This is a genomic window from Aquimarina penaris (assembly GCF_040786285.1).
Classification (GTDB): Bacteria; Bacteroidota; Bacteroidia; order Flavobacteriales; family Flavobacteriaceae; genus Aquimarina.
In genome coordinates, this window is sequence record NZ_JBFMKQ010000002.1 from 394,521 (window position 1) to 417,690 (window position 23,170).

Sequence of the window (23,170 nt, forward strand, 5' to 3'; positions counted from 1 at the left end):
AATCTCTATTCAGATTTATGCGTTTTTTATGGTTACAAAAAGTTACATCCCTTTGTTTATAGGGTTTTCAAAGAAATCTCAATTAGCATATTTAGTATTGTATCCTATTAATATTCTTATATTTGTAAAACACTTTTAATCCCCTTATACTTCATGAGAACTTTGTTCTTTATCATTTCATTATTGTATTTACTTCCTGTATTGGGCCAGGTGCAACAAGACAGCCTGGAAGTTGAACTAAGACAAAAAGTTAATGATGCAGCTAATGATTCTTTAAAAGTGCATTACCTCTTCGAACTTACTAAGGTAGTAGAGAAATACAGTATAGATCAAGGAAGGGATTTGATGAACCAAACCCTGCAGTTTATTGACAGCATTCCTTCTCCTTCTGATCACTTTTTAAAACAAAAAGCACGCCTACTTGATATATTAGGAAAATACGAATCCAGACAAACCAATTATGAAAACTCTCTGGATCTCAGGTTACAGGCACTAAAAATCAGAGAAAAATTACAAGATTCTTTTGAAATTGCCCGGAGTTACCATAGTATCGCTATGATCTTTAGATATCAAAAAGAGTATGATAAGTCAATATCTTATTTTTTAAAATCTATAGCGATACAGAAACGACATCTAGATAGTACTCAATTAGCGAGGACTTATAATATGCTTGGAGTCGTACATTATTATACCAAGCAGAATGATTCTGCCATGTATTATTATCAACTTGCAAAGAATTACAGCACTACTCTAGAGGAAAAAGCAAAGTCTAATGATAATATTGCTGCAATCTATTATACTTCGGGCAACTATAAAGAAGCTATTGAAATCTATAAGGAAAACTTAGCCATTTTTAAATCCTCAAAAAATTATAATTTCGTCTCGAACAACTTGATGCACCTGGCTAAAATTCATTCTGATCTTGGTAAGCATCAAGAGGCGGTTGCTTATGTTGATGAAGCACTGGACTATTACAAAAAGTATGGTAACACCTCTAAACTTGCTCTACTATTTCAACTAAGGAGTCATATCTATGAAGAGATGGGTGATCATAAAAATGCTTTGAAGCATTTTAAAACCCATAAATATTATTATGATTCTATATTTAATGTTAGAAACGCAAAAAAGATCACGGCGCTGGAGTTGAATCATCAGTTCCAAAAAGAAAAACTAGCAGATAGCCTTCAATTCGCCAACGAAAAAACCGAGCTCAAATTAAAAAATAAGGCACAGCAAGCCACAAATCGGCTTTATATTACTTTATTGCTTTTGGTATCGGCTGGAATCATCACATTGTTGATCTTTGTGAACAATCGAAGAAAATTAAACCGGGAACGTTTTAAAAAGGAACAACTCGAAAAAGAATTGCTAGACGAAAAGTTAAAACACACTACTTATCAAGCAAAACAGCTGGTGGCTGATAATAAAATGCGGTTACAGTTTAAGCAAGAATTTCTTTCAAAACTTAAAAAAGTAAAACAGCATACAGATGCAGTTGATGTTTCAGACTTTCAATCTCTAATTACTGATTTGAATGCACAAATTACTACAGAAAGTAAATATGATTTTATAGGAGATAATATAGAACAGATAGATAAAGAATTTAATGAGAAGCTTAGAAACTTATATCCTGATCTTACAAAATCTGAACGAGAGATTTGTGCCCTCATGCGCATGAACTTAAGCCTTAAAGAAATTATGGTGATTAGAAATGTAACCATGGGATCTATTAAAGCCTCCAGGCATCGTATTCGAAAAAAATTAGGTCTAGATCGAGAACAAGAGTTAGAACAGTTTATTAGTAAACTAGTTTAGATCAAAAAAAACCACTCAAGAAATTGAGTGGTTTATTGCAACAGACAAATCTATTACGACCCCTTACCTTCGTAATATTTTTATCTATTGTTTAATAATTCTTAATGTTTTAGAAGCCGTTTTATTGCTTTTTATTCTAAATAGGGTTTTACTTTATGTATATACAGTCAAGTTTTACAATACCGTATTTTTTATTTTATTGGTAATAAAAATGATTGGGAATTGAAATTTTTGATGTCTTATATTTCTCATTAAGATTAGAAAAAATCCACTCAAAATTTTGAGTGGATTTTTGCAAAAAGCTAATTCATTTGCGGATATAGATCAAATAATTTTCCCCCTTATTGTGTTCTAAAATCCCAAACCTGGCTAATTGCAACCCCATGTTTAGGGTCTTTGGCCACCACTCTCCAATAATAGGTTGTGCCAGAAGATACTGCTACATCAAATGTGGTAGTATCCAGGTTTTCTGCTAATAATTGAGGAGGGTTGGACTCGCCAAAGTATACATCATATGTTAGTGTGTCATTGTCGCTATCAGAAGCATTCCAATCTAATGATACGGTACTTCCTGTTACCATTTCTCCCGAAGCAGGACTTGCTGTTGAAGAAACTGTAGGAATTGTATTGGTACTGGCTTCTGGCTCTGTGATAAAGGTTAACACACTAGAATATGGGCTTTTATATCCTTTACTATTTAGAGCTTTTACTCTCCAGAAATACGAGGTTCCTCTTTCTAAAGTAAAAGTGGCCGTGGGTTGATCAGTTACTGCTGTAAATACTATTTGATTAAATGCTTCATCTGAAGCAATTTCTACCAAGTAACCAATGGTACCCAAGGTAATAGTTGTTGATGTAGTCCAATCGAACTTCAGGTTAAAATTGGTACATACTAAATTGTTAGTAGGGTATAGTAAACCTGGTGTAGTTGGCTCTACACTAAGATTTTGTAAAGAATCTACTAGTATACTCTCTTCTTCGGTACATGAGAATAACAGTACCATGCTCAATATGGCGATATATAAATTTTTCATGGGTATATTGTATTTGCTTTTTAATAGGTTTTTGATTCCCCTTGCTCCAGAAAAGCAAGGGGAGAGATAATTATCTTTATTGTTTTACGATTCTCAATGTTTTTGAAGTTCCCTGATTGATCGTCACAAAATATATTCCTGCAGGTAGCCCTTGCATTGGTAATTCTATTTTGTTAGCTGTGATGTCATACACCCCAGAAGATACGGTCATCCCCAGTGCATTATGAATCTCAATAGTCACGGTATCACTATCAGCATTAGGGATGCTTAGTGTTACATTAGCTTTGGTTGGGTTAGGGTATAGGCTTACATTTCCTAAGTTACCCATCGTTGTTGATAATTTACCCTGGCAAGCAGCTTTGCTGGAGAATACTTCGACTACACCTCCGGTTTTAGCATCGACTACAAAACTATTGGTGTTGTATTCGCCTACGACTTTATTATCGATAGTAACGGTATACGGAGCAGTACCCGATTGGATATCAACAAACACTTTGTTATTGATGTTATCCATCGTTGTTTTACCTTCAAATACAGTAGCCTCTTCGATGACAAATTCATAACATTTTTGGCAGTCTGAAATTCCTGCAATGGTAATACATAGTGGGTAGGTTCCCGGTACTAAATCAGGTATAACAAGATCAGAAGTAAAAGGATAATCTTCTCCATTGAGTGAGGCAACATAATTAAAACTTTCTACTGCATTGATGCTTAGAATACCGTTGTTTTTATCGGCACAGGTTTCATTAGCCAACTGTATTTGGAAATTATTATCATCTAAATTATCTATAAAACAATCTCCAGTTACGTTTACTATAGCGGTTTGCTCAGTAACGTTTCCGTTAACATCGGTAACGGTAAATGTTACGATGTTGTCTCCTGTATTTCTGATGTTAAACGTATTTGGCGAAACAACCATCGTATCGATTCCACAGTTCTCAAAGACTCCACTAGTAGGTGCAAAAGCAACATAATCATTTGTAGCTCCCCAGTTAGATGCATTACGACCGGGAACAATAATAGCAGCTGTACCATCTATATTTTCTAACCCTTGGGTTTTATCATCTCCGGTTAACGGAATGTTAATTGTATGGATCTCAATACGATTCGTTCCTTCAAATAGCTTTACTTGGGTTGTTGTAATGTCAGTATCATCATCAATATGAGTCACACTATCCCAATCCATAATCAGAATTCGATTAGGTGCAGTCCCAATAGTGGTATAACTCATGGTTCCTCCGTCTTCAGGATTTATATCATTCCAGTCAAAGGCAATTAGGTTGTTTGGTTCATTGGTATCGGGTAATGTCTGTCCACTACAACATCCATCATCTCCTTCATCAGAAAAAGTGATAAATCCGTTGGATGAAATATAGAATTCTGTATATAGATTTCCGTAAAAACCAAACTCGAAACCAATAGGTAATGCAGCTGTAAGTTCGTCATCGTCTAAAACAACTTCGGTTCCTGTAGCGCTTATATCCACACGATCCAATGTACCCGAAGTTTCTACAGTATAGTCGCGAGCCAATGGATCTGGACCTAAGACGTCTTGTGGGGTTATTGTAGCTGTATCCTCAAAGTTTGTTAATGTAAGGGTTACATCTTTGGTATTAAACAAAGGTGCTCTGGTATCAACCACAGTCACATCATAACTACATGATACGGTAGCTCCTGTATTATCAAGGGTGTCATAGGTATACGTTGTGGTACTTCCAACAGCTAACAGTGTTCCACTCGCAGGCCCGGCGGTGATGTTGCTGGCACATGGATAGTTGTATACGGCTCCGCAGGCAGTAGGATCACTTTCTAAAGTAAAGTTTGAAGGGCATGAAGGTATTGTAATGGTAACTGTAGTCGTACAACTTACAGAATTTCTATTATTGTCAAATACAGTTACGGTGACAGTATTATCTCCTAGGTCTGCACAAGTAAATGAGCTTTTGTCAAATTGAATACGATCTACAGAACAATTATCTGTAGCACTTAAAAGAATATTATCTTCTGTAATAATAGCGTTACCGGTTGCGTCTAATTCTAAAGTAAAAGGTGCTACACATTCTATGACCGGATCAGTAACATCGTTAACAAATATAACTACATTGCCAGTGCTTATATTGCCATTAACATCGGTTGCTGTAAGCGTTACTACATTAGGTCTACGGACATTACTACAGTCAAAATCTGTTTGACTTAATGTTAGACTTTGTAGCCCGCAATCATCGGTTGCACTTGCATTAAGATCTGCTAATGTGATCGAGGCGTTACCTGTTTCGTCTAAATCTATGTTCACGAATGTATCATTAGTAATAACAGGAGCAGACTCTTCTACAATAACGGTTACATCAATAACAGTGCTGTTGTTTTGACCATCTGTTGCGGTGAGTTGGATGATATTATTACCAATATTGGTACAATCAAAGTCGGTTCTGCTTAAACTAAGACTAGGAGTAGTACAATTGTCCGTAACGGTTAATCCAAAATCTGTTGGAGCTACTGTAAGATTACCACTTGCATCCAAACTGGTAGTAAGTGTCGTTGTACCTGCTGGCGATAGATCTCCGCGAACCCATACTCTATGAATTGTACTTGCGGCATTGATGGCAAAATCATCAACTTCCCAACGATTACCACCACCTCTAATTCCCCAGTGATATTGTCCACCTCTCCAAAAAGGAAAATTGGTCAGTGCTAAGTCTCCTTCGTTCGAAAACGCGTTAAATGCTTGAGCAGGGATATTGGCTGTGTGATTTGCTAGAACAGTAAAATTAGCGGTATTATTTATTCCTGAAAAAGTACCTGTACCCGTCTTTACATAATTCAATGCATTGCTATAATTAGTTTTGAAATCAATTACACGGTTATGACCAGTAGTAGCACCGTAAAAACGCATTTCTTCAAAGTCAATTGCTGCGGCCAGGGCATTACCCATATGTCCCCAGGTAGTGGTGCCAGCTTCGTTATCACCAAGGGTAGAAGACCCTAATAAAGGTAAATCGGTATTACGTACCGTTAAGTTAGAATTATCTCCTGCAACGTGTACATAGTTAAGAATCATTAACCAACCACCTCCATCGGTATCGTTGTCTAATACTCCTTGAAACGTACTTCCATTAAAATTGAAGTAGTACGTACCGCTAGGAACACTTCCTACAGTAGTTTGTAATAAGTTTCCAAATGGATTGGCCAAAGAACCGTCTCCGGCACCACCAAATATAGGTGGAGTCGTATCCTGTCCGGGTCCACATTGTGCTTGTGCGTTATAAGCAATACAAAAAGATGCTAATAACAATAGTAGTAGTTTTTTCATAAATAAGGGGGGTATAAAAATTAATTGTTTAATTGTTGTTTCTTATTCTAATACAGTCAAGTTTCAGGATACCCTATTTTTATTTTTTAATTTTTTTAGAGGATTGGAAAAATGACGAGAATCAGGTTCATAATTCATTCTTTGTTAGAGCGTAGAATGATTGTATGATTTTTAGAAAAGTTGTAGGTTAAATATGAGGTGTTCATAGTGATAAAGTTTTGGGGGTAACGATGCAAAAATACATGTCCATGTAGATGTATTGGTTAAAAACAACCCCTACAAATACCCCTACAAAAATTTAAATATCATTGAAAAACAGCTGATTACAATGGTTGTAAGGAAATAAGGTTCATTAAAATGTTCTAGCTTTATGTTTTTTTAATAGCTTTGAATATTTCATAATTCTTTAAACCCCATGCCCGAGAAAAAGCAATCTGTTTGTGAAGAAAAGAATTTCGATACGCTATTCAATACTCATTTTGAATCGGCAAGAAATTATCTGTACTATAAATGTGGTGATATACAGCAAGCAGAAGACATCGTACAAGATGCTTTTGTAAAATTATGGAAACAATGTGCCGATATCATTTATGAAACGGCAAAATCCCTCATTTTTAAGATATGTAATAATGCATTGCTAAATGAATTTGCTCATAAAAAAGTAGTGCTACGATATGAAGCTATGCCTAGAGATGATAAAGATCACGAAAGTCCGGATTTTGTTCTAGAAACCGAAGAGTTTAGAATCAAATTAGAACAAGCAATTTCAAAATTGTCTGATAAAGAACGCGAAGTGTTCTTATTAAGTAGAATTGATAAAAAAACATATAAAGAGATTGCCGAGATTACTAATATTACTGTGAAAGCGGTAGAAAGACGTATGAGTAATGCTTTTATTAACCTTAGAAAATTGCTAGGTAACGATTTTAAAATTTAAAAAATAGGGTAATTCATTGTTTCGCTGTATTATAGATATAGAGGTGAAAATGATGAGGATTAAAAAGAATATGAACATGAATTACCGAAAGTAAAAAAAACACTTTCTAACTATTATGGAAAAGTACGAATCAGATGAAACATATATAGCACGATGGGTTGCCGGAGAGTTGAGCGAGGAAGAATTATCAGAATTCAAAAAATCCGAAGCATACAAAGGATTTAATCGTATTAATACCATAGCTCAACACTTTAAAGCACCTCCTGTAGATACTCGCCGAGCTTTGATTACTACCAAAGAGCAAATCACTTTTGGTAAGAAGCGAAAAACAACCAATACAACCTGGCTTGCTATTGCAGCTTCTGTTGTAGTCATATTAGGAGTGTTCGGATTGTTTACTTCTACTAAAAGTTATACCACGACCTATGGTGAACAACTTGCGGTTACTTTACCCGATGGGTCTAAAATACAGCTTAATGCTGATTCAGAAATAGAGCATAAACGCTTTTTTTGGCTAAATAATCGTGAAGTTAGTCTAACAGGAGAAGCCTATTTCGAGGTCGAAAAAGGAGGAGATTTTGTAGTGCAAACAGCCTACGGGGATATATCGGTTCTTGGCACTAAATTTAATATTAAAACAAGAACTAAGACTTTTGAATTAAACTGTTTTGAAGGTGCCGTACGATTTGATAAAATCGCTTCAGAAGAATATCACATTTTAAAGAGAAATGATAAAATTGTACTTTCTGAAGCAAAAATCGTTACTGAAAAAGCTGAAGAATCGATTCCTAATTGGATGAACGGTATTAGCGTTTTTAAAGAACAACCTTTACAAGAAGTTCTTGACGAAATCCGCCTTCAGTATAACGTTACATTCCAAGGTAAAGAGACCGATTTATCCAGATTATTTACCGGAAGTTTTTTACATGATGATTTAGAGAAAGCATTAAAATCTACCTTAACCCCAATGGGCATTTCGTATACCCTTTCTAAAGATAAAACTATCGTATATTTACAATAAACCAACTTACGTATATATTCATGAACCAACGTCTAATGCTTATAGCGGCATTTTTTGTGTCTGCACTATGTTATACACAAGAGAAATTTGAGATTTCATATACCGATACCCCTCTCAAAGAAGTACTTAGTGATATCGAATCTAAAACAGATATTCTGTTTTCATATGCTCAAGAAGTTATTGCTTCAAAAACAATTACAATATCTCAACAAGAGATAGATATTGATAATCTGTTACCTTTTTTGGAAACGCAGACTGATCTTATTTTTGAAAAAGTATCTCCTAAACAAGTTATCATTACACAAAGAAAGATGATTTGTGGTTATGTTGTTGACTCAAATTCTAATAGCCCTCTTCCTTATGTTACCGTGATTGTCAATGCTGATCTAAATACCACTACAGATGATAAAGGATATTTTAGTGTAGAAGATTCTAGTCTTGCTACCGAAAATGTAAAACTGAGTTTTATTGGCTATGATGACAAAGAGATCATTATTAAGGTGGGTGATTCTTGCCAAACAATAGAACTCGACCCATTATCTTCTGCTCTTGATGAGGTGGTTGTATTAGGGTATGTTACCTCTGGGATTGATAGAAATAAAGATGGATCGATTTCGTTGGATTCTGATAAATTAGGAATTTTACCAGGATTGGTAAGTCCCGATATATCGCAAAGTATTCAATTAATTCCGGGTATTTCAACCTTAGATGAATCTGCTACGGGTATTCAGATTCGAGGAGGGTCACCCGATCAAAATTTGATATTATATGATGATATTAAATTGTATAATACAGGATACTTCTATGGGATGTTTTCATTATTTAACCCCTTCGCTACAAAAAAAGCGACCATTTTTAGATCTGGTACAAGTGCTAGTTATGGTGATCGTATTTCGGGTATTATTGATATTTCTAGTGGAGATGCTATTCCCAAAAAAGTTGAAGGAGGATTTGAAATTGATGGTTTATCTGCAAATGGATATGTAAAAGCTCCTTTATCTGAAAAAACTGCAATTTATGCTTTTGCAAGAAGATCGTATTCTGATGTTGTAGAAACCCCAACATATAATAGTTATGCCGATAAGATTTTTACAAATTTTGGCGTAGCTAAAGATATTAATGGTAATGTGTTAGCCTTGGAAACTGATGATGATTTTAGTCGGGATACCAGTAATAATGATTTTTCTTTTACCGATGTTAGTACCAAATTTATTCTAAAACCTAATGCTAAGAATAATATTTCTGTTAGTGGGTTGTATACCAGAAATCGTTTGGATTTTGACTTTACAGGTGGAGACGAAATCGTAGTAGATTCATTAATTACCCAAAATAAAGGGGCAAGCCTTAACTGGGAGTATAAATCAAGTGATACATATCAACAAAAACTTACTGCTTATTTTTCTGAATACAATTCTTACTATCAAAATGATGAAATTAAAGATGAAACAGATGATGGTATTTTAGACCTGGCAGAAATCAATATTCGTAAAAACGATATTGTAGATTTAGGACTAAAATTCACTTCTTCTTTAGCAATCAGAGAAACACAAAAACTTACTTTAGGGTATGAACTTTCTTATACCGATTTAGATATAATCATCAGTAAAGAAAACCCTGTTGATGCTGAATTTGAAAGCTCTGGTCAAGATGATGAAAATCTTCAAAATGCATTATTTGGAGAGTATACCTTTAATTTTAAAAATAATGGGTTTATTAATGCCGGGCTTCGATTAGTGCATTATAGTTCTTTGGATGAGTTTTTGGTTGAACCTCGTATAAATTTGGAATACCCTTTAGGGGATCGTTTTAGGGTTAAAACTGCTGTAGAAAGAAGGAATCAACCCATTTCTCAATTGGTAGAATTTAATCATACCGAACTACGTTTAGAAAATGAATTATGGCGTTTATCTGATGATCAACAATTTCCTTTATTAAGTAGTAATCAAGTTTCTGGAGGAGTGTTATATCATTATAAAAATGTAAACATAGACATCGATGCCTATTATAAGGAACTCGAAGGTCTAACAACATTCACTAATGGATTTAGTAATCCTTTAGAAAATTTAGAAGAAGGTGAAAGTACGATAAAAGGTGTAGATGTTTTATTAAAATATAAATGGGATAATTATAAGATATGGGCAGGATATACTTATAATGATATTATGTTTCAATTCCCTAATTTGGCAGAGACCCCTTTTGAGTTCCCTGGAAATAATGATATAACGCATTCTTTTAGGATTTCGAATACATTACAACTTGAAAAATGGCAATTCTCTCTCGGTTGGCAGTTTAGAACCGGAAAACCTATTACCCCAGTAAATAGTTATGAAATTATGATTGATGCCGATGGTGAAAATGCTGGTGTAGTTAATTTTGGAGCTGTAAATAGCGATAAATTGCCAGATTTTCATAGGTTAGATGCTTCTGTATTATATGATTTTAATATTAAGTCTGGTAATACAAAACTAAAAGCGCAACTAGGACTATCATTCTTAAATATTTACGACAGGATAAAACCTTTAAACTTAATATACAAAGCAGAGCGAAAACCTTTAGATGACGGTGGAATTGCTGTAGAAGGTACAACCGGATCTACACCCGAAGAACTAGAGGTTATTCTAGAGCAAGTCATTCAACGATTTTCTCTGGGTTTTACACCAAATGCAGTGTTTAGGATATTTTTTTAGATACAAAACAGAAAACTTTTGTTTCTAATTTCTTTCAAGATATTCAAGAATGGGTGCTCCTTTAGGGGCATTGATTTTTTTACGAAGGCGGTAACGATTCATCATGACACTATCTTCAGAGATCGCTAACATATTAGAAATTTGTTTCGTATCTAATTCTAGTTTTTCCATGGCGATCAATCGTTCTTCTGATTGGGTGAGTTGAAACCCTCTATTTTTGATCTTAATAAAGAATCCTGGATGTACATTAGAGAATTTTTTTCTAAATGTGTACCAGTCTTCTTTAGTTAAGATTTTTGCTGCAGTAAGCTCTTGGAGATTTTTTATAGATTCTTTTTCTCCAAACTCCGATTTTAATTCTTTTAGTTCTCTGCTAAGTGTTTCTTGAGCTTCACTTTTTTCAATCAACTGTTTGGTGAAATCTGCCAACTCCTGTTTGTTTTTTTCTAATTCTTTTGCAACAACAAGGGTTTTATTTTTGTAAATTCTTCTGATAAGATATCCTATTGCAACTCCGGCCATGATCGCAGTGATAAGAAGCGTTAAATACAATCTTTTTTTCGAACTCTCTGCTTTATTGATTAACTCTAACTCCCTTTTTTCTTTAACAAATTTAAGGCTATCTATTGCTTTTTGTTTTTCATATGCAAAAGTGGTCTCAAGCTTCGCCAGTTTTTTTGCTTCTTCAACATCATTACGTTTTTCTAATAATGTATGATATTCTAAATATGCTTTATGGCTCTCTTTATAGTTTCCTAAAGCTTCATAACTTCTACTTAAAGCGAGGTATCTAAAAGGTAATGCCGCTTCACTTTTCAACGCTAAGCACATAGCAATGGCTTGTTTTAAATACGTTATGCCTTTTTGGGGTTGGCCTACTTTGGTATAGTGAATTCCTAGCGCGTATAAACCAGATTCTAAACCTATTTTATTATTGTTTTTCTTGTGGAGTGCTATGGCCTTCTGTAAATAAGGTAAATTACCTTCGTAGTCATTAAAACGTCTTAGTATAGTTGCATAATTAGCATACATCGCAGCTTTTTGATAATCTGTCCCTATAGAATCAACCAGTTGGATGGATTTATTATAATACTTCATGGCGTTAACAGTATCACTTGCTACCCCATAAGCAGAACCAAATGAGCTATATATCTCTAACAACTGCTTTGTTTGTTTATGTTTTAGAGCAACTTGTTCTGCTTTTTCAAGTTGCTTGATACCGTCTTCCATAGAATTTAAAACTGAAATCCAGGCTTTGGCCTTTTGATGGTAGGATGTGGCTAATAAAGAGTCTAACCCATATGCAAGTTTTATATCAATACTTTTTTGAGCTAGTATTGCAGCTTCATCAAAATTATGTTCTCTACGTTCATAATAGCTAAGAAAGTGATAGGCATCAGCCTTTCTTTTATTAAAATAATTATTTTTTGACTGTCTTGGAGTTACCAAACTGTCAATATATTGAACAACTTGATAGAGATATTTTTTAGCTTCATTTGGCCGGCGATCCGAATTTTCTTTGGCAAGTCCATACAATTTTTCAACCTCTAAACTATCCTGGGTATCTAAACTTTCTGATTTCTGCTGCCCTTGAACAAAAGAAAACATGGAAAAAAATATGATGATGAATACATAAAATTTCATGACAACAAAAGTATTAGAATAGATGTGTTTTTTATAGATACAATGAAAAAAGATTTTATCCTATTCTTTCATTAAATATACACTGATTAGCAAAGGTATTTTATTAAAACGGAAAGTATAAAATTACCATAAAATAAAAAGTTCTCATCAGTACATTGGAATCGATATTCTAGATCGTATCTTTGCGAAGTTAAATACCCTAGAAATTGGGTTATTAAAATTATACATAGTGGAATACGCAAAAAACATATTAGAAACCATTGGTAACACACCTTTGGTAAAAATGAATGCTTTAGTTGAAGATGTAGATGCCTTAGTATTGGCTAAATATGAGACGTTTAACCCTGGCAACTCGGTTAAAGATCGTATGGCAGTAAAAATGATTGAAGATGCAGAAGCCGATGGTCGATTAAAACCGGGAGGAACCATTATCGAAGGGACTTCAGGAAATACAGGAATGGGATTAGCATTAGTTGCCGTTGTAAAAGGGTATAAGTTAATCTGTGTCATGGCGGATAAGCAATCTAAAGAAAAAATGGATATTCTTCGTGCTGTAGGTGCTAAAGTAATGGTGTGTCCTACTAATGTAGAACCCGATGATCCAAGATCCTATTACTCGGTTTCAAAAAGATTAGCAGAAGAAACACCAAATTCGTGGTATGTAAACCAATACGATAACCCATCTAATGCCGTGGCGCATTATGAAAGTACAGGACCAGAGATTTGGGAACAAACTGAAGGTAAAATAACTCATTTTATTGTAGGAGTAGGTACCGGAGGAACTATATCTGGAGTAGGGAAATATCTGAAGGAAAAGAATCCAAATATCAAAATTTGGGGAGTAGATACCTACGGTTCGGTATTTAAAAAGTATCATGAAACGGGTATTTTTGATGAAAATGAGATCTATTCTTATATCACTGAAGGTATTGGGGAAGATATTCTTCCGAAAAATGTAGATTTTTCGGTAATCGATGGGTTTACCAAAGTAACCGATAAAGATGCGGCGATATATACCCAACGATTGGCCAAAGAAGAAGGAATGTTTTTGGGGAATAGTGCAGGAGCTGCAATTAAAGGGTTACTACAATTAAAAGAACACTTTACCAAAGAAGACGTAGTCGTTATATTGTATCACGATCACGGTAGTCGATATGTAGGTAAAATGTTTAATGATGACTGGATGCGTGAACGCGGTTTCCTTGAAGAGGAAGTGTCTACGGCCGTTGATTTGGTAAAAGATCACTCAGAAAAGCCATTAGTTACGGTTAAAACAGAGGAATTAGTGTCTCATGCTATAGAGCGTATGCGTAAATTTCAAATTTCACAAATACCGGTTGTTGATAGCGAAGGATTTGTGGGCTCTGTAGATGAGAGTGCTTTGTTTAAAGCCTTTATGGAAGATAAAAATATGGATAGTACTCCAATTAAAGAAGTAATGAAAGATCCATTCCCGGTAGTGAATGCAAAAACTTCGTTAGATGAGATATCTAAACTCATAAAAAACGGAAATCCAGCTGTTTTAGTTGACCTTGGAAACGGAAAGCACCATATTATTACTAAGTATGATGTTATCAGTCATATAAAATAAATCCTTATCTTTAATCTTTAGTATAATTTAACCCCTCTATTAGCGTTATGTGCTGGTAAAGGGGTTATTTTCATATTTAATTTTGTGTTTTTATTAGAATAATTTATCTAGATACATCAATAAAGTAAGGATTAAAGGGTAGTAGTATATGTGTAAATATGTGTTTGATTTTTCTGACATAGATAAATTAAGAGGTTATTTTAGATCCCAGTTGGATCCAAATAGTTCTTCAGATCGAATTTATTTTCCGCCAGAAATAGGCGAAGGGTATTTATCATACTATAAAATATCTCCAGAAGTATTTCTTTTAGTAAATAATTATAAAGCAAATACAGATATAGAATACATTAGAAGACCAATTGATGAAAAAGATATAATTCTTCATTTTAGAAAATATGCGTTAGATCATCAAATAGAAGAGAATCAGATTATCAGTAAATATTCTGATAGTTATACTCCCGGTAATATGAGATGTATGGACGCTCGACAAGGAGAACAGGTTTTTATTACTAAAGGAGCAGAAGTAAAGTCCACAATGATTGTACTTAAAAGTTCATACACGAAGCCCTATTTTATGAAGAGCACTGATATGGCTGAGAAAGTAGATAGTTATATTCGCTATTCGCATCAACATATCGATAAATTCTATCTTTCGTACCGGCAATCTAATCTTTTTGACCAAATCGTGCAACCTAGTCTTGATAGTGTAGAAAACTACCTCTATTATATCGCTAGAGGAATACGATTATTAGAAACTTTTTGGAAAGATGTTTTAAAATGGGAAACCGAAAGTAACCCTTTTAATGTTAACAGTGCCCAAGTTGGTAATATTTATAAGGTGAGTAATTATCTTAAAGAGAATCTTCATGAACCCTTTGTAGGTGTTGACCAATTGGCTACAATGGCACATATGAGTCGAACAAATTTCTTTAATATGTTTAAAGAGATCCATGATCAGACGCCTTTAGAATTCTTTAATAATAAAAAATTAGAAAGTTCTTATAATATGATATTTGGTGAAGGATTATCTATTAAAGAAGTAATGGATAGCCTGAATTATTCTAATTCTTCAAAATTTAGAAAAGCATTTTTTAATAAGTTTGATATTTATCCCGATATCAATATCTAGAAAATAAAGAAGGTCGTCAAAAATTGACAACCTTCTATAACCTAACACAAACTCAACTTAGCTTAGGGTTTTGTAATCTTTATGTCTTTGTGAATTATTTTCCCTTTAATTCTAGAAACAAAGTAAAGAAATGAAATTGTTGTTAGAGTTTCCATTAATACATAATATATTACCAATAGTACATTTTGTAGCAGTATTAACTAGATTTTAAGAATTATGAGCCATAATTACACAATTTATGAGGGATTAACTTACCTTTTAGAAGGTATTAGTGCCAAAATAACGGTATTAATTACATGTTTTCTTGGTCTAAAATGGTAAGAAATGTTTCCGGTTCTGGTCGTACTCTATAATTATTAGTGAGATCTGCAAAAATAATTTTTCCTTTTTTGTTTGTAATTATTACGGTTGGCAACACGGTGTCGCTATCATAGCCCAGTGTTTGAAAACCCATGGGTATTCCGTTTTTAGAAAGAATATCCAATTGCTTAGCTACTTTATTACCTTGGTCTACTAAGAAATTAAAATGTACACCAAATTTTTTGGCTAAAGATCTAGTATGTCCATGTGGTTGAGGGCTTATTAGAACGATATTTACGTTTCTTTTCTCAAGCTCCTTGTATTGCGAAGCAATTTCTTTGATTTGTGCCATACATAAAGGACACCAATTCCCTCTGTAGAACATAAAAATAGATGGATTGCCAATAAATTTAGAAACATTTACATTATTTTTTTCTGGATCTTGCAATTCGAAATCAGGTAATTGATTTCCAACGTGTATCGCTTTGTTTGATTTCCTATCTTCAAATACAGAATACCATTTTATATAAAGAACCCAACCTAAAAATAAGCCAACGCTGGGCAATGAACCGTTCAAGTCCTTTTCAATAATCCCACCAAATACCATACTAATCAAAAAACCAATACCTATAAGGAGGGTGTGTTTTTTTAAATTTGCATCTGTTCTGGCTACAGGTTTCATAAAAATCATGGCAAAAAAGAAGGCTATGGTTGCAGCTATGAGTAATCGCCCTATATATCTATAGGATATTCCATGGTTGATTAGATGCAGTACGCTATCAAATACGAAATAAAGTGCTACTACAGGAAATACAGATATAAAGACTGATTTTAGAATGTTTTTCATTGGGTTTGGATAAGAATTTGTTTTGTTTTTGTCCACGCTTTAACGATAGACTTACAAGATTAGAATAATTTTTATTATTTTCAGCAAATATTTAAATACGTTAGTGTAGCTTTTTCTTCCTACCCAAAATCTACAATAGGTATATTCCACCTTTTCTATTATAAGGTAAACCTATCAATAAATAAACAACACTGGGATTAATGAACGAAGATTTTCTTCAATACCTATGGAAACATAAAAAGTTTGAACTCTCTAATTTAAAAACAACGAATCAACAACAGGTTATTTTACAATTTGTTGGTGTTCATAATACCGAGAATTCAGGTCCAGATTTTTTTAATGCTCAAATGAGTATCGAAAACCAGAAATGGGCAGGAAATGTCGAAATACATTGTAAATCCAGTGATTGGTATGTGCATAATCATGAAAATGATCGTGCGTATGATAATGTAATTCTTCATGTAGTTTGGGAAGAGGATGCAGAGATTTTTAGAAGAGATAATACCAAAATACCCACACTGCAATTAAAAGACTATGTCCAGAAAAATATATTAGTACATTATCATGCACTTTTTGAAAAAAACAACACGAATTGGATAGCATGCGAGAAACAATTACCAGAAGTTACTGGTTTTGTAGTATCTAATTGGCAAGAAAGATTGTATATAGAGCGGTTAGAGCAAAAGTCGATTTTGATTTTAGAGTTGTTAAAAAAGTCTACAAATAACTGGGAAGCAGTGTTGTTTAAACTTTTAGCCAAAAATTTTGGATTGAAGGTTAATGGAGAATCTTTCCTTAGTCTAGCTAATTCTTTAGATTTTTCGGTTATTCAAAAATGTAGTAAAGATCTAAACAGGTTAGAAGCCTTATTTTTTGGTCAAGCAAATCTATTGACTACCAAGCATGAAACGGAGTACACTAAAAGCCTTAAGAAAGAATATGATTTTTTACGAAACAAATTCAATATTAATAATAAAGGTGTTATCCCATTTCAGTTTTTCAGGTTGAGACCTCCGAACTTTCCAACAATTCGTCTTGCGCAATTGGCTAAGCTATATTGTAGTCATCAACAACTTTTTGATAGTATTATTAATACAAATTGCATCAACGACTTTTACCAACTTTTTCAAGTAGATACAAGCGATTTTTGGAAAAATCATTATACATTCGAAAAAGAATCTGTCTCAAGAAAGAAGAAGGTAACACAATCGTTTATAAATCTTCTTTTAATTAATACCATCATTCCTATTAAGTTTATATATGCTAGAAGTCAAGGTAAAAACCCTGAAGAGGAGATTTTTGAGTTGCTGTCTCAATTACCATTTGAAAAGAATAGTATTATAGATCATTTTGCTTCTTTAAAAGTATCTATAAATAATGCAATGCAATCTCAAGCTATGTTACAACTTAAAAATGAGTATTGTGATAAAAAAGCTTGTTTAAAATGCGCTATTGGTAATTATTTATTGAATCAAGGTTAAAGTTTAGGATAATATAATTATTTTGCGGTATGCTATATAATCTAAGACACTTTTTAGAGCGCAATGGGTTTTATGTATCCTCTAGATTAGCTGATAGGTTAGGTATGCGAGCTAAGAATGTACGCTTGTTTTTTATTTATTTAACCTTTGCTACTGCTGGTCTGGGATTTGTGATATATCTTAATATGGCATTTTGGCTAAAACTGAAAGACCTGGTATATACTAAACGAACTTCTGTATTTGACTTATGATAAAAATTTACAATTGGGGTAGACGAAAAGTATATATTGCTTTAATTTTATTAATTACTGTAATTGTAATTGGGGTAATAGGGTTTCGGTTTTTTTCTAATTATCCGTGGGTTGATGCCTTATACATGACTGTAATTACGATGTCGACTGTTGGTTTTAGCGAAGTGCAACCTTTGGATGACAATGCCAAATTATTTACAATTTTCTTGATTGCTACCAGTGTATCTATATTTGCATATTCGGTATCTGTAATTACAGAATATATTGTGAGTAAGAATGATCCCAAAAGAGTTCAATATCGAAAAACACAAAAAATGATAGATAAGCTTGAAAACCATATTATTATCATTGGTTATGGTCGTAATGGAAAACAATCGGCAGTTAAATTGTTAGCCTATGAAAAACCATTTATTATTATCGAAAAGGATGATGAAGTAATTCAAAGATATCAAAACGATAATTTAATTTTTTTAAAAGGAAATGCTACCGAGGATGAAGTTTTGATTGAAGCCGGTATTAAGAAGGCTGCCTGTTTGATCTGTACTTTACCCGAAGATGCAGATAACCTATTTATTGTATTATCTGCAAGACAAATTAATAAGAATTTAAAAATAATTAGTAGAGCTTCCCTAGATACCTCTTATAAAAAAATAAGATTGGCAGGAGCAGATAATGTAATCATGCCAGACCGTATAGGTGGAGATCATATGGCATCATTGGTAGTGGTTCCTGATTTAATAGAGTTTTTAGATAACCTTTCTATTGTAGGTAAACGATCTATTAATATAGAAGAAGTATCTTTTGAAGAATTATTTGATGATCTTAAAGAAAGAACAATTCGTAATATAGACATGAGATCCAGAACAGGATGTACCATCATTGGTTATAAGTCTCCCGAAGGAGAGTACATTGTAAATCCAGAAGCAGATACACTGTTAAAACCGGGTTCTAAGATTGTAGTTCTTGGTCGTCCTGAGCAGATTAATCTGTTAAATAAAGAGTTCAATATTTAACAATTACCGAACATTTAACTCTCTAAAAATTGTACACAACCGTTTTTTTTAGCATCTTGCTGGCTTCTTAATAACTAAATTCAATTAACTCACATAATCATGAAGAGAATTCTTCTTTCACTTTTAGCATTCACAACCCCATTTATAACATTCGCACAAGAAACTGCAGAAAAAGGCCTCGATCAAAGAATAGATGAAGGTTTTCAACCAGTTTCAGACTTTTTCTCAAATGTAATTTTCTTTACCATCGGAGGTACACCATTTGTTTTAATACTATTGGTGTTAAGTGCCTTATTTTTTACTATCTATTTTGGTTTTCCTAATGTTAGATACTTCGCTAAAGCAATCAATGTGGTACGAGGTAAATATGATGATGTCGAAGGACATGGGATAGAGGGAAAACCCGAAGTAAATATAGTAGAGGGAGATATTAGAGATACAATAAGAGATGAATCCAAAGAAGGTGAAGTTTCGCATTTTCAAGCACTGGCAACCGCAGTATCAGGAACAGTGGGTAACGGTAATATTGCAGGTGTTGCATTAGCAATTGCTCTGGGGGGACCGGGAGCTACGTTTTGGATGATTATTTGTGGTTTCCTTGGTATGTCTACAAAATTTGTAGAATGTACTCTTGGTGTACAGTATAGAGATGTAGGAGAAGATGGAACCGTTTACGGCGGACCGATGTATTATTTGAGTAAAGGACTTAAAGAAAAAGGATTTGTTTGGCTGGGTAAAATTGCAGCCGTAGTTTTTGCAATCTTTTGTATAGGGGGTTCGTTTGGTGGCGGAAATGCTGCACAATCAAATCAGGCAACTGTGGTTTTAAAAGAACTATTAGGTTTAGAAAGTACCGCAGCTGGATTTTGGATTGGTATAATTCTAGCTATTTTGGTTGGAATCATTATTATTGGTGGAATTAAAAGAATTGCATCGGTTACTGAAAAAGTGGTTCCGTTTATGGCATTACTTTATATCATAGCGTGTTTATATATTATTTTTAGTAATTTCTCCTTTATAGATGATGCAATTGGAATGATTATAACCGAGGCCTTCAATCCTAAAGCTATAGGTGTTGGAGGAGTTATTGGTGTTTTATTAGTAGGGTTTAAAAGAGCGGCATTTTCTAATGAAGCAGGTGCCGGATCTGCATCAATTGCTCACTCTGCTGTTAAAACCAAATATTCTGCTTCAGAAGGTTTAGTGGCATTGTTAGAGCCATTTATTGATACTGTTGTGATTTGTACCATGACGGCATTGGTAATCATTATTTTCAATTCTGATGGAGCTTTTGCGTATGGAGGAGATGGTAGTGGAGCTGTTATGATTGATGGTATTTCATATGAAGGTGCTGGGATTACTCAAAAAGCATTTGCTAAGTATATTCCTTATTCTAATGTGTTTTTAACTATTGCTGTGGTTCTTTTCGCAGTATCCACAATGATATCTTGGTCATATTATGGGTTACAATCCTGGAAATTTTTGTTCGGTAGAGGAAAGAAAGCAGATTTAGTGTATAAGCTATTATTCTTAACTTTTGTTGTTATTGGTGCAGCAGCTAGTATGAAATCAATTTGGGATTTCTCTGATGCTATGATTTTTGCTATGGTATTCCCTAATATGATTGGATTATACTTCTTATTCCCTGTGGTTAAAAAGCAATTGGCAAGGTATTTTACAGCAATAAAAGCTTCTCAGAAATAAGTATAGATCAATGAAAGATATTAAATCCCATTTCGAGATACATTCACGTTTTCGAAATGGGATTTTTCTTTTGGCAATATTGCTTTTGGTTGCTGTGTTGGGATATTATTTTTATCCGAAGTCAACACAACCACAACAGAGTTTTGTAGAGTTATCCGAGTTTCAACACCAAATAGATTCTTTAAAAGAATTGGCTAGTCAGAAAAAAAAGACATACCGATTAAAACCTTTTAATCCTAACTTTATTTCTGATCATAAGGGATATCAATTGGGTCTATCGGCCAAAGAAATGGATCGACTGCAGGAATATAGAAGTCAAGATAAGTGGATCAACTCTATCTCAGATTTTAAAAGAGTATCAAAAGTTTCAGATTCTCTTTTGGCGATAATCTCTCCTTTATTTAAGTTTCCCGAATGGAAAAATAAGACTAAGTATAAGAAATATGCAAGTAAAACCTATCCGGTAAAATCATACGCTCAGAAAGAAGATTTAAATGCAGCTACGGCAAAACAACTTCAGGGAAAAGTAAATGTACCAGATTTCATTGCAGAGAGAATAGTAAAATATAGAAATAAATTGGGTGGTTTTGTAAGTGATGTACAACTTAAGGATGTTTCAGGATTATATGATAATCAAAGAAAAAAAATGCTATCCTTGTTTACGGTCAAAACGCCAAAGGTAATTGAAAAAGTGAATATTAATAAGGCTTCAATAGACGATTTGATAGCCGTGCCTTATTTCACTTTCGAAATGGCTTTAGAAGTAAGAGATTTTATTGAGCAAAAAGGCGGTATATCCAGCTTTAACGAATTAGGAAAAATCGAAGGTTTTTCTTTAGAAAAAATAGATAGAATAGCTTTATATTTGACATTAAATTAATAATCGGAAAAAATTGCTGTGAATTTTGATGAATCATAAAATACGTTAACTAAATCATGGTTTTGATTTAAGGCTTACTTCATATTTTATTGTCATTATAAGCAGTGATATGCTAACTATTAAAGCACAAGTTATCATATGAACAATATGTATTTTACAGAAGAGCACGAATTATTTAGGCAAAGCCTTAAAGAATTTCTTAAAAAGGAAGTGGTTCCGCATATCGAAAAGTGGGAAGAAACTGGAAATATCGATCGATTTATCTGGGAGAAATTCGGAGAGATGGGGTATTTTGGTATTGCATATCCCGAAGAGTATGGAGGGCTTGGATTAGATCTTTTTTATACCGTAATTTTTTTAGAAGAATTGCAGAAAATCAACTCAGGTGGTTTTGCTGCTGCAATGTGGGCTCACGCATATTTGGCAATGACTCATATTAATAAAGAAGGAGATCATAGAATTAAGCAAGAATACCTTACACCAAGTATTTCTGGAGAAAAAATAGGTTGTTTGGCAATAACAGAACCTTTTGGTGGGTCTGATGTTGCTGGGATGAGAACCACAGCTGTTAAAGAAGGAGACTATTATATAATTAATGGTTCTAAAACTTTTATAACTAATGGGGTGTATAGTGATTACCTTGTGATTGCAGCAAAAACTGATCCTAAAATAGGAAATAAAGGGATCAGTATTTTTGTTATTGATCGTGATACACCTGGAGTTACTGCAACTAAACTCGATAAACTTGGTTGGAGAGCTTCAGATACAGGTGAAATTGCTTTTGACAATGTAAAGATACCTGCTCATAATTTAATGGGAGAAGAAAATAAAGGCTTCTCATATATAATGCAACATTTTGCTCTAGAAAGATTAATCATGGGAGTTAATGCACATGCAAGATCTGAGTATGCTTTAGAGTATGCTATAAAATATATGTCAGAACGAGAAGCTTTTGGGAAAACGATTGATAAGTTTCAGGCATTGAGGCATTCTGTAGCTAATATGGCTAGCGAAATAGAGATGTGTAAAGAATTTAACTATTCGATAACCAAAAGGCTAGATCAGGGACAATATGTAGTTAAAGAAGCCAGTATGTCTAAATTGCTTTCAACAAAAATTGCCGATGAAGTAGTCTATAATTGTCTGCAACTTCTAGGTGGATACGGGTATATGGAAGAATATCCTCTTGCACGATTGTCACGTGACAGTAGATTGGGGCCAATCGGAGGAGGAACGTCTGAGATTTTAAGAGAAATTATTGCCAAGATGGTCATTGATAAAAAAGAATATAAACCGGCAACATAGAATGTACTAGGTTATTTTGTATGAGGTTTACGTTTAGGTAGTTAACCTTTATGATTTATCCAAAAAAAGAAAAAAGTGCGATATTTATGTCGCACTTTTTTTATGGAATTTCCTTAATCTAACGTTTTTTACTAGTAGTAAATATTGATTCTTAATGTTTTATCAACACGCAAACGTTTTCGTATTTTTTCAAACGTTTTCGTTCTTAATGAAATTCTTAA

General features: G+C 33.7%; 16 protein-coding genes. 12 read left to right on the plus strand and 4 right to left on the minus strand.

Features of this window, described 5'->3' with window-relative positions; translation table 11 throughout:
- Positions 1-153: 153 nt before the first annotated feature.
- The gene (locus ABW637_RS11320) at positions 154-1,815 is read left to right on the plus strand and encodes a tetratricopeptide repeat protein (protein ID WP_367584807.1); all 1,662 of its coding nucleotides are present in this window, start codon (positions 154-156) and stop codon (positions 1,813-1,815) included.
- Between the two features lie 341 nt (positions 1,816-2,156).
- Here the strand turns inward: ABW637_RS11320 and ABW637_RS11325 are convergent, their stop codons facing one another.
- A complete protein-coding gene (locus ABW637_RS11325; protein WP_367584808.1) occupies positions 2,157-2,849 on the minus strand; it encodes a fibronectin type III domain-containing protein in 693 nt (230 codons plus the stop codon).
- Positions 2,850-2,925: 76 nt separating this feature from the next.
- Positions 2,926-6,159 carry a T9SS type A sorting domain-containing protein gene (locus ABW637_RS11330; protein ID WP_367584809.1) on the minus strand — a complete coding sequence of 1,078 codons (3,234 nt, stop codon included), beginning with the start codon at positions 6,157-6,159 and terminating at the stop codon, positions 2,926-2,928.
- 415 nt (positions 6,160-6,574) lie between these two features.
- On the opposite strand from ABW637_RS11330, the gene ABW637_RS11335 reads away from it, so the two are divergent.
- The 3 genes from ABW637_RS11335 to ABW637_RS11345 all read left to right on the plus strand — a co-directional run bounded on the left by ABW637_RS11335 (position 6,575) and on the right by ABW637_RS11345 (position 10,804).
- Positions 6,575-7,096 (plus strand): RNA polymerase sigma factor, encoded by a 522-nt coding sequence (locus tag ABW637_RS11335; protein ID WP_367584810.1) that lies wholly within the window; start codon positions 6,575-6,577, stop codon positions 7,094-7,096.
- Between the two features lie 115 nt (positions 7,097-7,211).
- Positions 7,212-8,117 (plus strand): FecR family protein, encoded by a 906-nt coding sequence (locus ABW637_RS11340; protein WP_367584811.1) that lies wholly within the window; start codon positions 7,212-7,214, stop codon positions 8,115-8,117.
- 20 nt (positions 8,118-8,137) lie between these two features.
- A complete protein-coding gene (locus ABW637_RS11345) occupies positions 8,138-10,804 on the plus strand; it encodes a TonB-dependent receptor (protein WP_367584812.1) in 2,667 nt (888 codons plus the stop codon).
- Between the two features lie 24 nt (positions 10,805-10,828).
- Here the strand turns inward: ABW637_RS11345 and ABW637_RS11350 are convergent, their stop codons facing one another.
- The gene (locus ABW637_RS11350) at positions 10,829-12,448 is read right to left on the minus strand and encodes a tetratricopeptide repeat protein (RefSeq protein ID WP_367584813.1); all 1,620 of its coding nucleotides are present in this window, start codon (positions 12,446-12,448) and stop codon (positions 10,829-10,831) included.
- 229 nt (positions 12,449-12,677) lie between these two features.
- On the opposite strand from ABW637_RS11350, the gene ABW637_RS11355 reads away from it, so the two are divergent.
- Positions 12,678-14,039 carry a pyridoxal-phosphate dependent enzyme gene (locus ABW637_RS11355; RefSeq protein ID WP_367584814.1) on the plus strand — a complete coding sequence of 454 codons (1,362 nt, stop codon included), beginning with the start codon at positions 12,678-12,680 and terminating at the stop codon, positions 14,037-14,039.
- A 160-nt stretch (positions 14,040-14,199) separates the two neighbouring features.
- The gene (locus tag ABW637_RS11360) at positions 14,200-15,168 is read left to right on the plus strand and encodes a helix-turn-helix domain-containing protein (protein ID WP_367584815.1); all 969 of its coding nucleotides are present in this window, start codon (positions 14,200-14,202) and stop codon (positions 15,166-15,168) included.
- 292 nt (positions 15,169-15,460) lie between these two features.
- Here the strand turns inward: ABW637_RS11360 and ABW637_RS11365 are convergent, their stop codons facing one another.
- On the minus strand, positions 15,461-16,315 hold the full coding sequence (locus ABW637_RS11365) for a peroxiredoxin family protein (RefSeq protein ID WP_367584816.1): 855 nt from the start codon (positions 16,313-16,315) through the stop codon (positions 15,461-15,463).
- A gap of 200 nt (positions 16,316-16,515) precedes the next feature.
- On the opposite strand from ABW637_RS11365, the gene ABW637_RS11370 reads away from it, so the two are divergent.
- From ABW637_RS11370 to ABW637_RS11395, 6 genes are all read left to right on the plus strand, one after another.
- Positions 16,516-17,796: a DUF2851 family protein gene (locus ABW637_RS11370; protein ID WP_367584817.1), complete on the plus strand. Its 1,281-nt coding sequence runs from the start codon at positions 16,516-16,518 to the stop codon at positions 17,794-17,796.
- Between the two features lie 29 nt (positions 17,797-17,825).
- Entirely contained in the window at positions 17,826-18,047 is a 222-nt protein-coding gene (locus ABW637_RS11375; protein ID WP_035085698.1) for a PspC family transcriptional regulator, read from the plus strand.
- Complete coding sequence (locus ABW637_RS11380) at positions 18,044-19,060, plus strand: potassium channel family protein (RefSeq protein ID WP_367584818.1); 1,017 nt, start codon at positions 18,044-18,046, stop codon at positions 19,058-19,060. Before ABW637_RS11375 ends, ABW637_RS11380 begins: the two co-directional genes overlap by 4 nt.
- A 99-nt stretch (positions 19,061-19,159) precedes the next feature.
- Positions 19,160-20,764 carry an alanine/glycine:cation symporter family protein gene (locus ABW637_RS11385; protein ID WP_367584819.1) on the plus strand — a complete coding sequence of 535 codons (1,605 nt, stop codon included), beginning with the start codon at positions 19,160-19,162 and terminating at the stop codon, positions 20,762-20,764.
- 10 nt (positions 20,765-20,774) lie between these two features.
- The gene (locus ABW637_RS11390; RefSeq protein WP_367584820.1) at positions 20,775-21,644 is read left to right on the plus strand and encodes a ComEA family DNA-binding protein; all 870 of its coding nucleotides are present in this window, start codon (positions 20,775-20,777) and stop codon (positions 21,642-21,644) included.
- A gap of 138 nt (positions 21,645-21,782) precedes the next feature.
- Positions 21,783-22,949: an acyl-CoA dehydrogenase family protein gene (locus tag ABW637_RS11395; protein WP_367584821.1), complete on the plus strand. Its 1,167-nt coding sequence runs from the start codon at positions 21,783-21,785 to the stop codon at positions 22,947-22,949.
- Positions 22,950-23,170: the final 221 nt, after the last annotated feature.

Excerpts from the sequence above, each read along its gene's own strand:
- ABW637_RS11320 (WP_367584807.1), top strand. The coding sequence starts at position 154 with ATGAGAACTTTGTTCTTTATCATTTCATTATTGTATTTACTTCCTGTA.
- ABW637_RS11325 (WP_367584808.1), bottom strand. The coding sequence starts at position 2,849 with ATGAAAAATTTATATATCGCCATATTGAGCATGGTACTGTTATTCTCA.
- ABW637_RS11330 (WP_367584809.1), bottom strand. The coding sequence starts at position 6,159 with ATGAAAAAACTACTACTATTGTTATTAGCATCTTTTTGTATTGCTTAT.
- ABW637_RS11335 (WP_367584810.1), top strand. The coding sequence starts at position 6,575 with ATGCCCGAGAAAAAGCAATCTGTTTGTGAAGAAAAGAATTTCGATACG.
- ABW637_RS11340 (WP_367584811.1), top strand. The coding sequence starts at position 7,212 with ATGGAAAAGTACGAATCAGATGAAACATATATAGCACGATGGGTTGCC.
- ABW637_RS11345 (WP_367584812.1), top strand. The coding sequence starts at position 8,138 with ATGAACCAACGTCTAATGCTTATAGCGGCATTTTTTGTGTCTGCACTA.
- ABW637_RS11350 (WP_367584813.1), bottom strand. The coding sequence starts at position 12,448 with ATGAAATTTTATGTATTCATCATCATATTTTTTTCCATGTTTTCTTTT.
- ABW637_RS11365 (WP_367584816.1), bottom strand. The coding sequence starts at position 16,315 with ATGAAAAACATTCTAAAATCAGTCTTTATATCTGTATTTCCTGTAGTA.
- ABW637_RS11370 (WP_367584817.1), top strand. The coding sequence starts at position 16,516 with ATGAACGAAGATTTTCTTCAATACCTATGGAAACATAAAAAGTTTGAA.
- ABW637_RS11375 (WP_035085698.1), top strand. The coding sequence starts at position 17,826 with ATGCTATATAATCTAAGACACTTTTTAGAGCGCAATGGGTTTTATGTA.
- ABW637_RS11380 (WP_367584818.1), top strand. The coding sequence starts at position 18,044 with ATGATAAAAATTTACAATTGGGGTAGACGAAAAGTATATATTGCTTTA.
- ABW637_RS11385 (WP_367584819.1), top strand. The coding sequence starts at position 19,160 with ATGAAGAGAATTCTTCTTTCACTTTTAGCATTCACAACCCCATTTATA.
- ABW637_RS11390 (WP_367584820.1), top strand. The coding sequence starts at position 20,775 with ATGAAAGATATTAAATCCCATTTCGAGATACATTCACGTTTTCGAAAT.
- ABW637_RS11395 (WP_367584821.1), top strand. The coding sequence starts at position 21,783 with ATGAACAATATGTATTTTACAGAAGAGCACGAATTATTTAGGCAAAGC.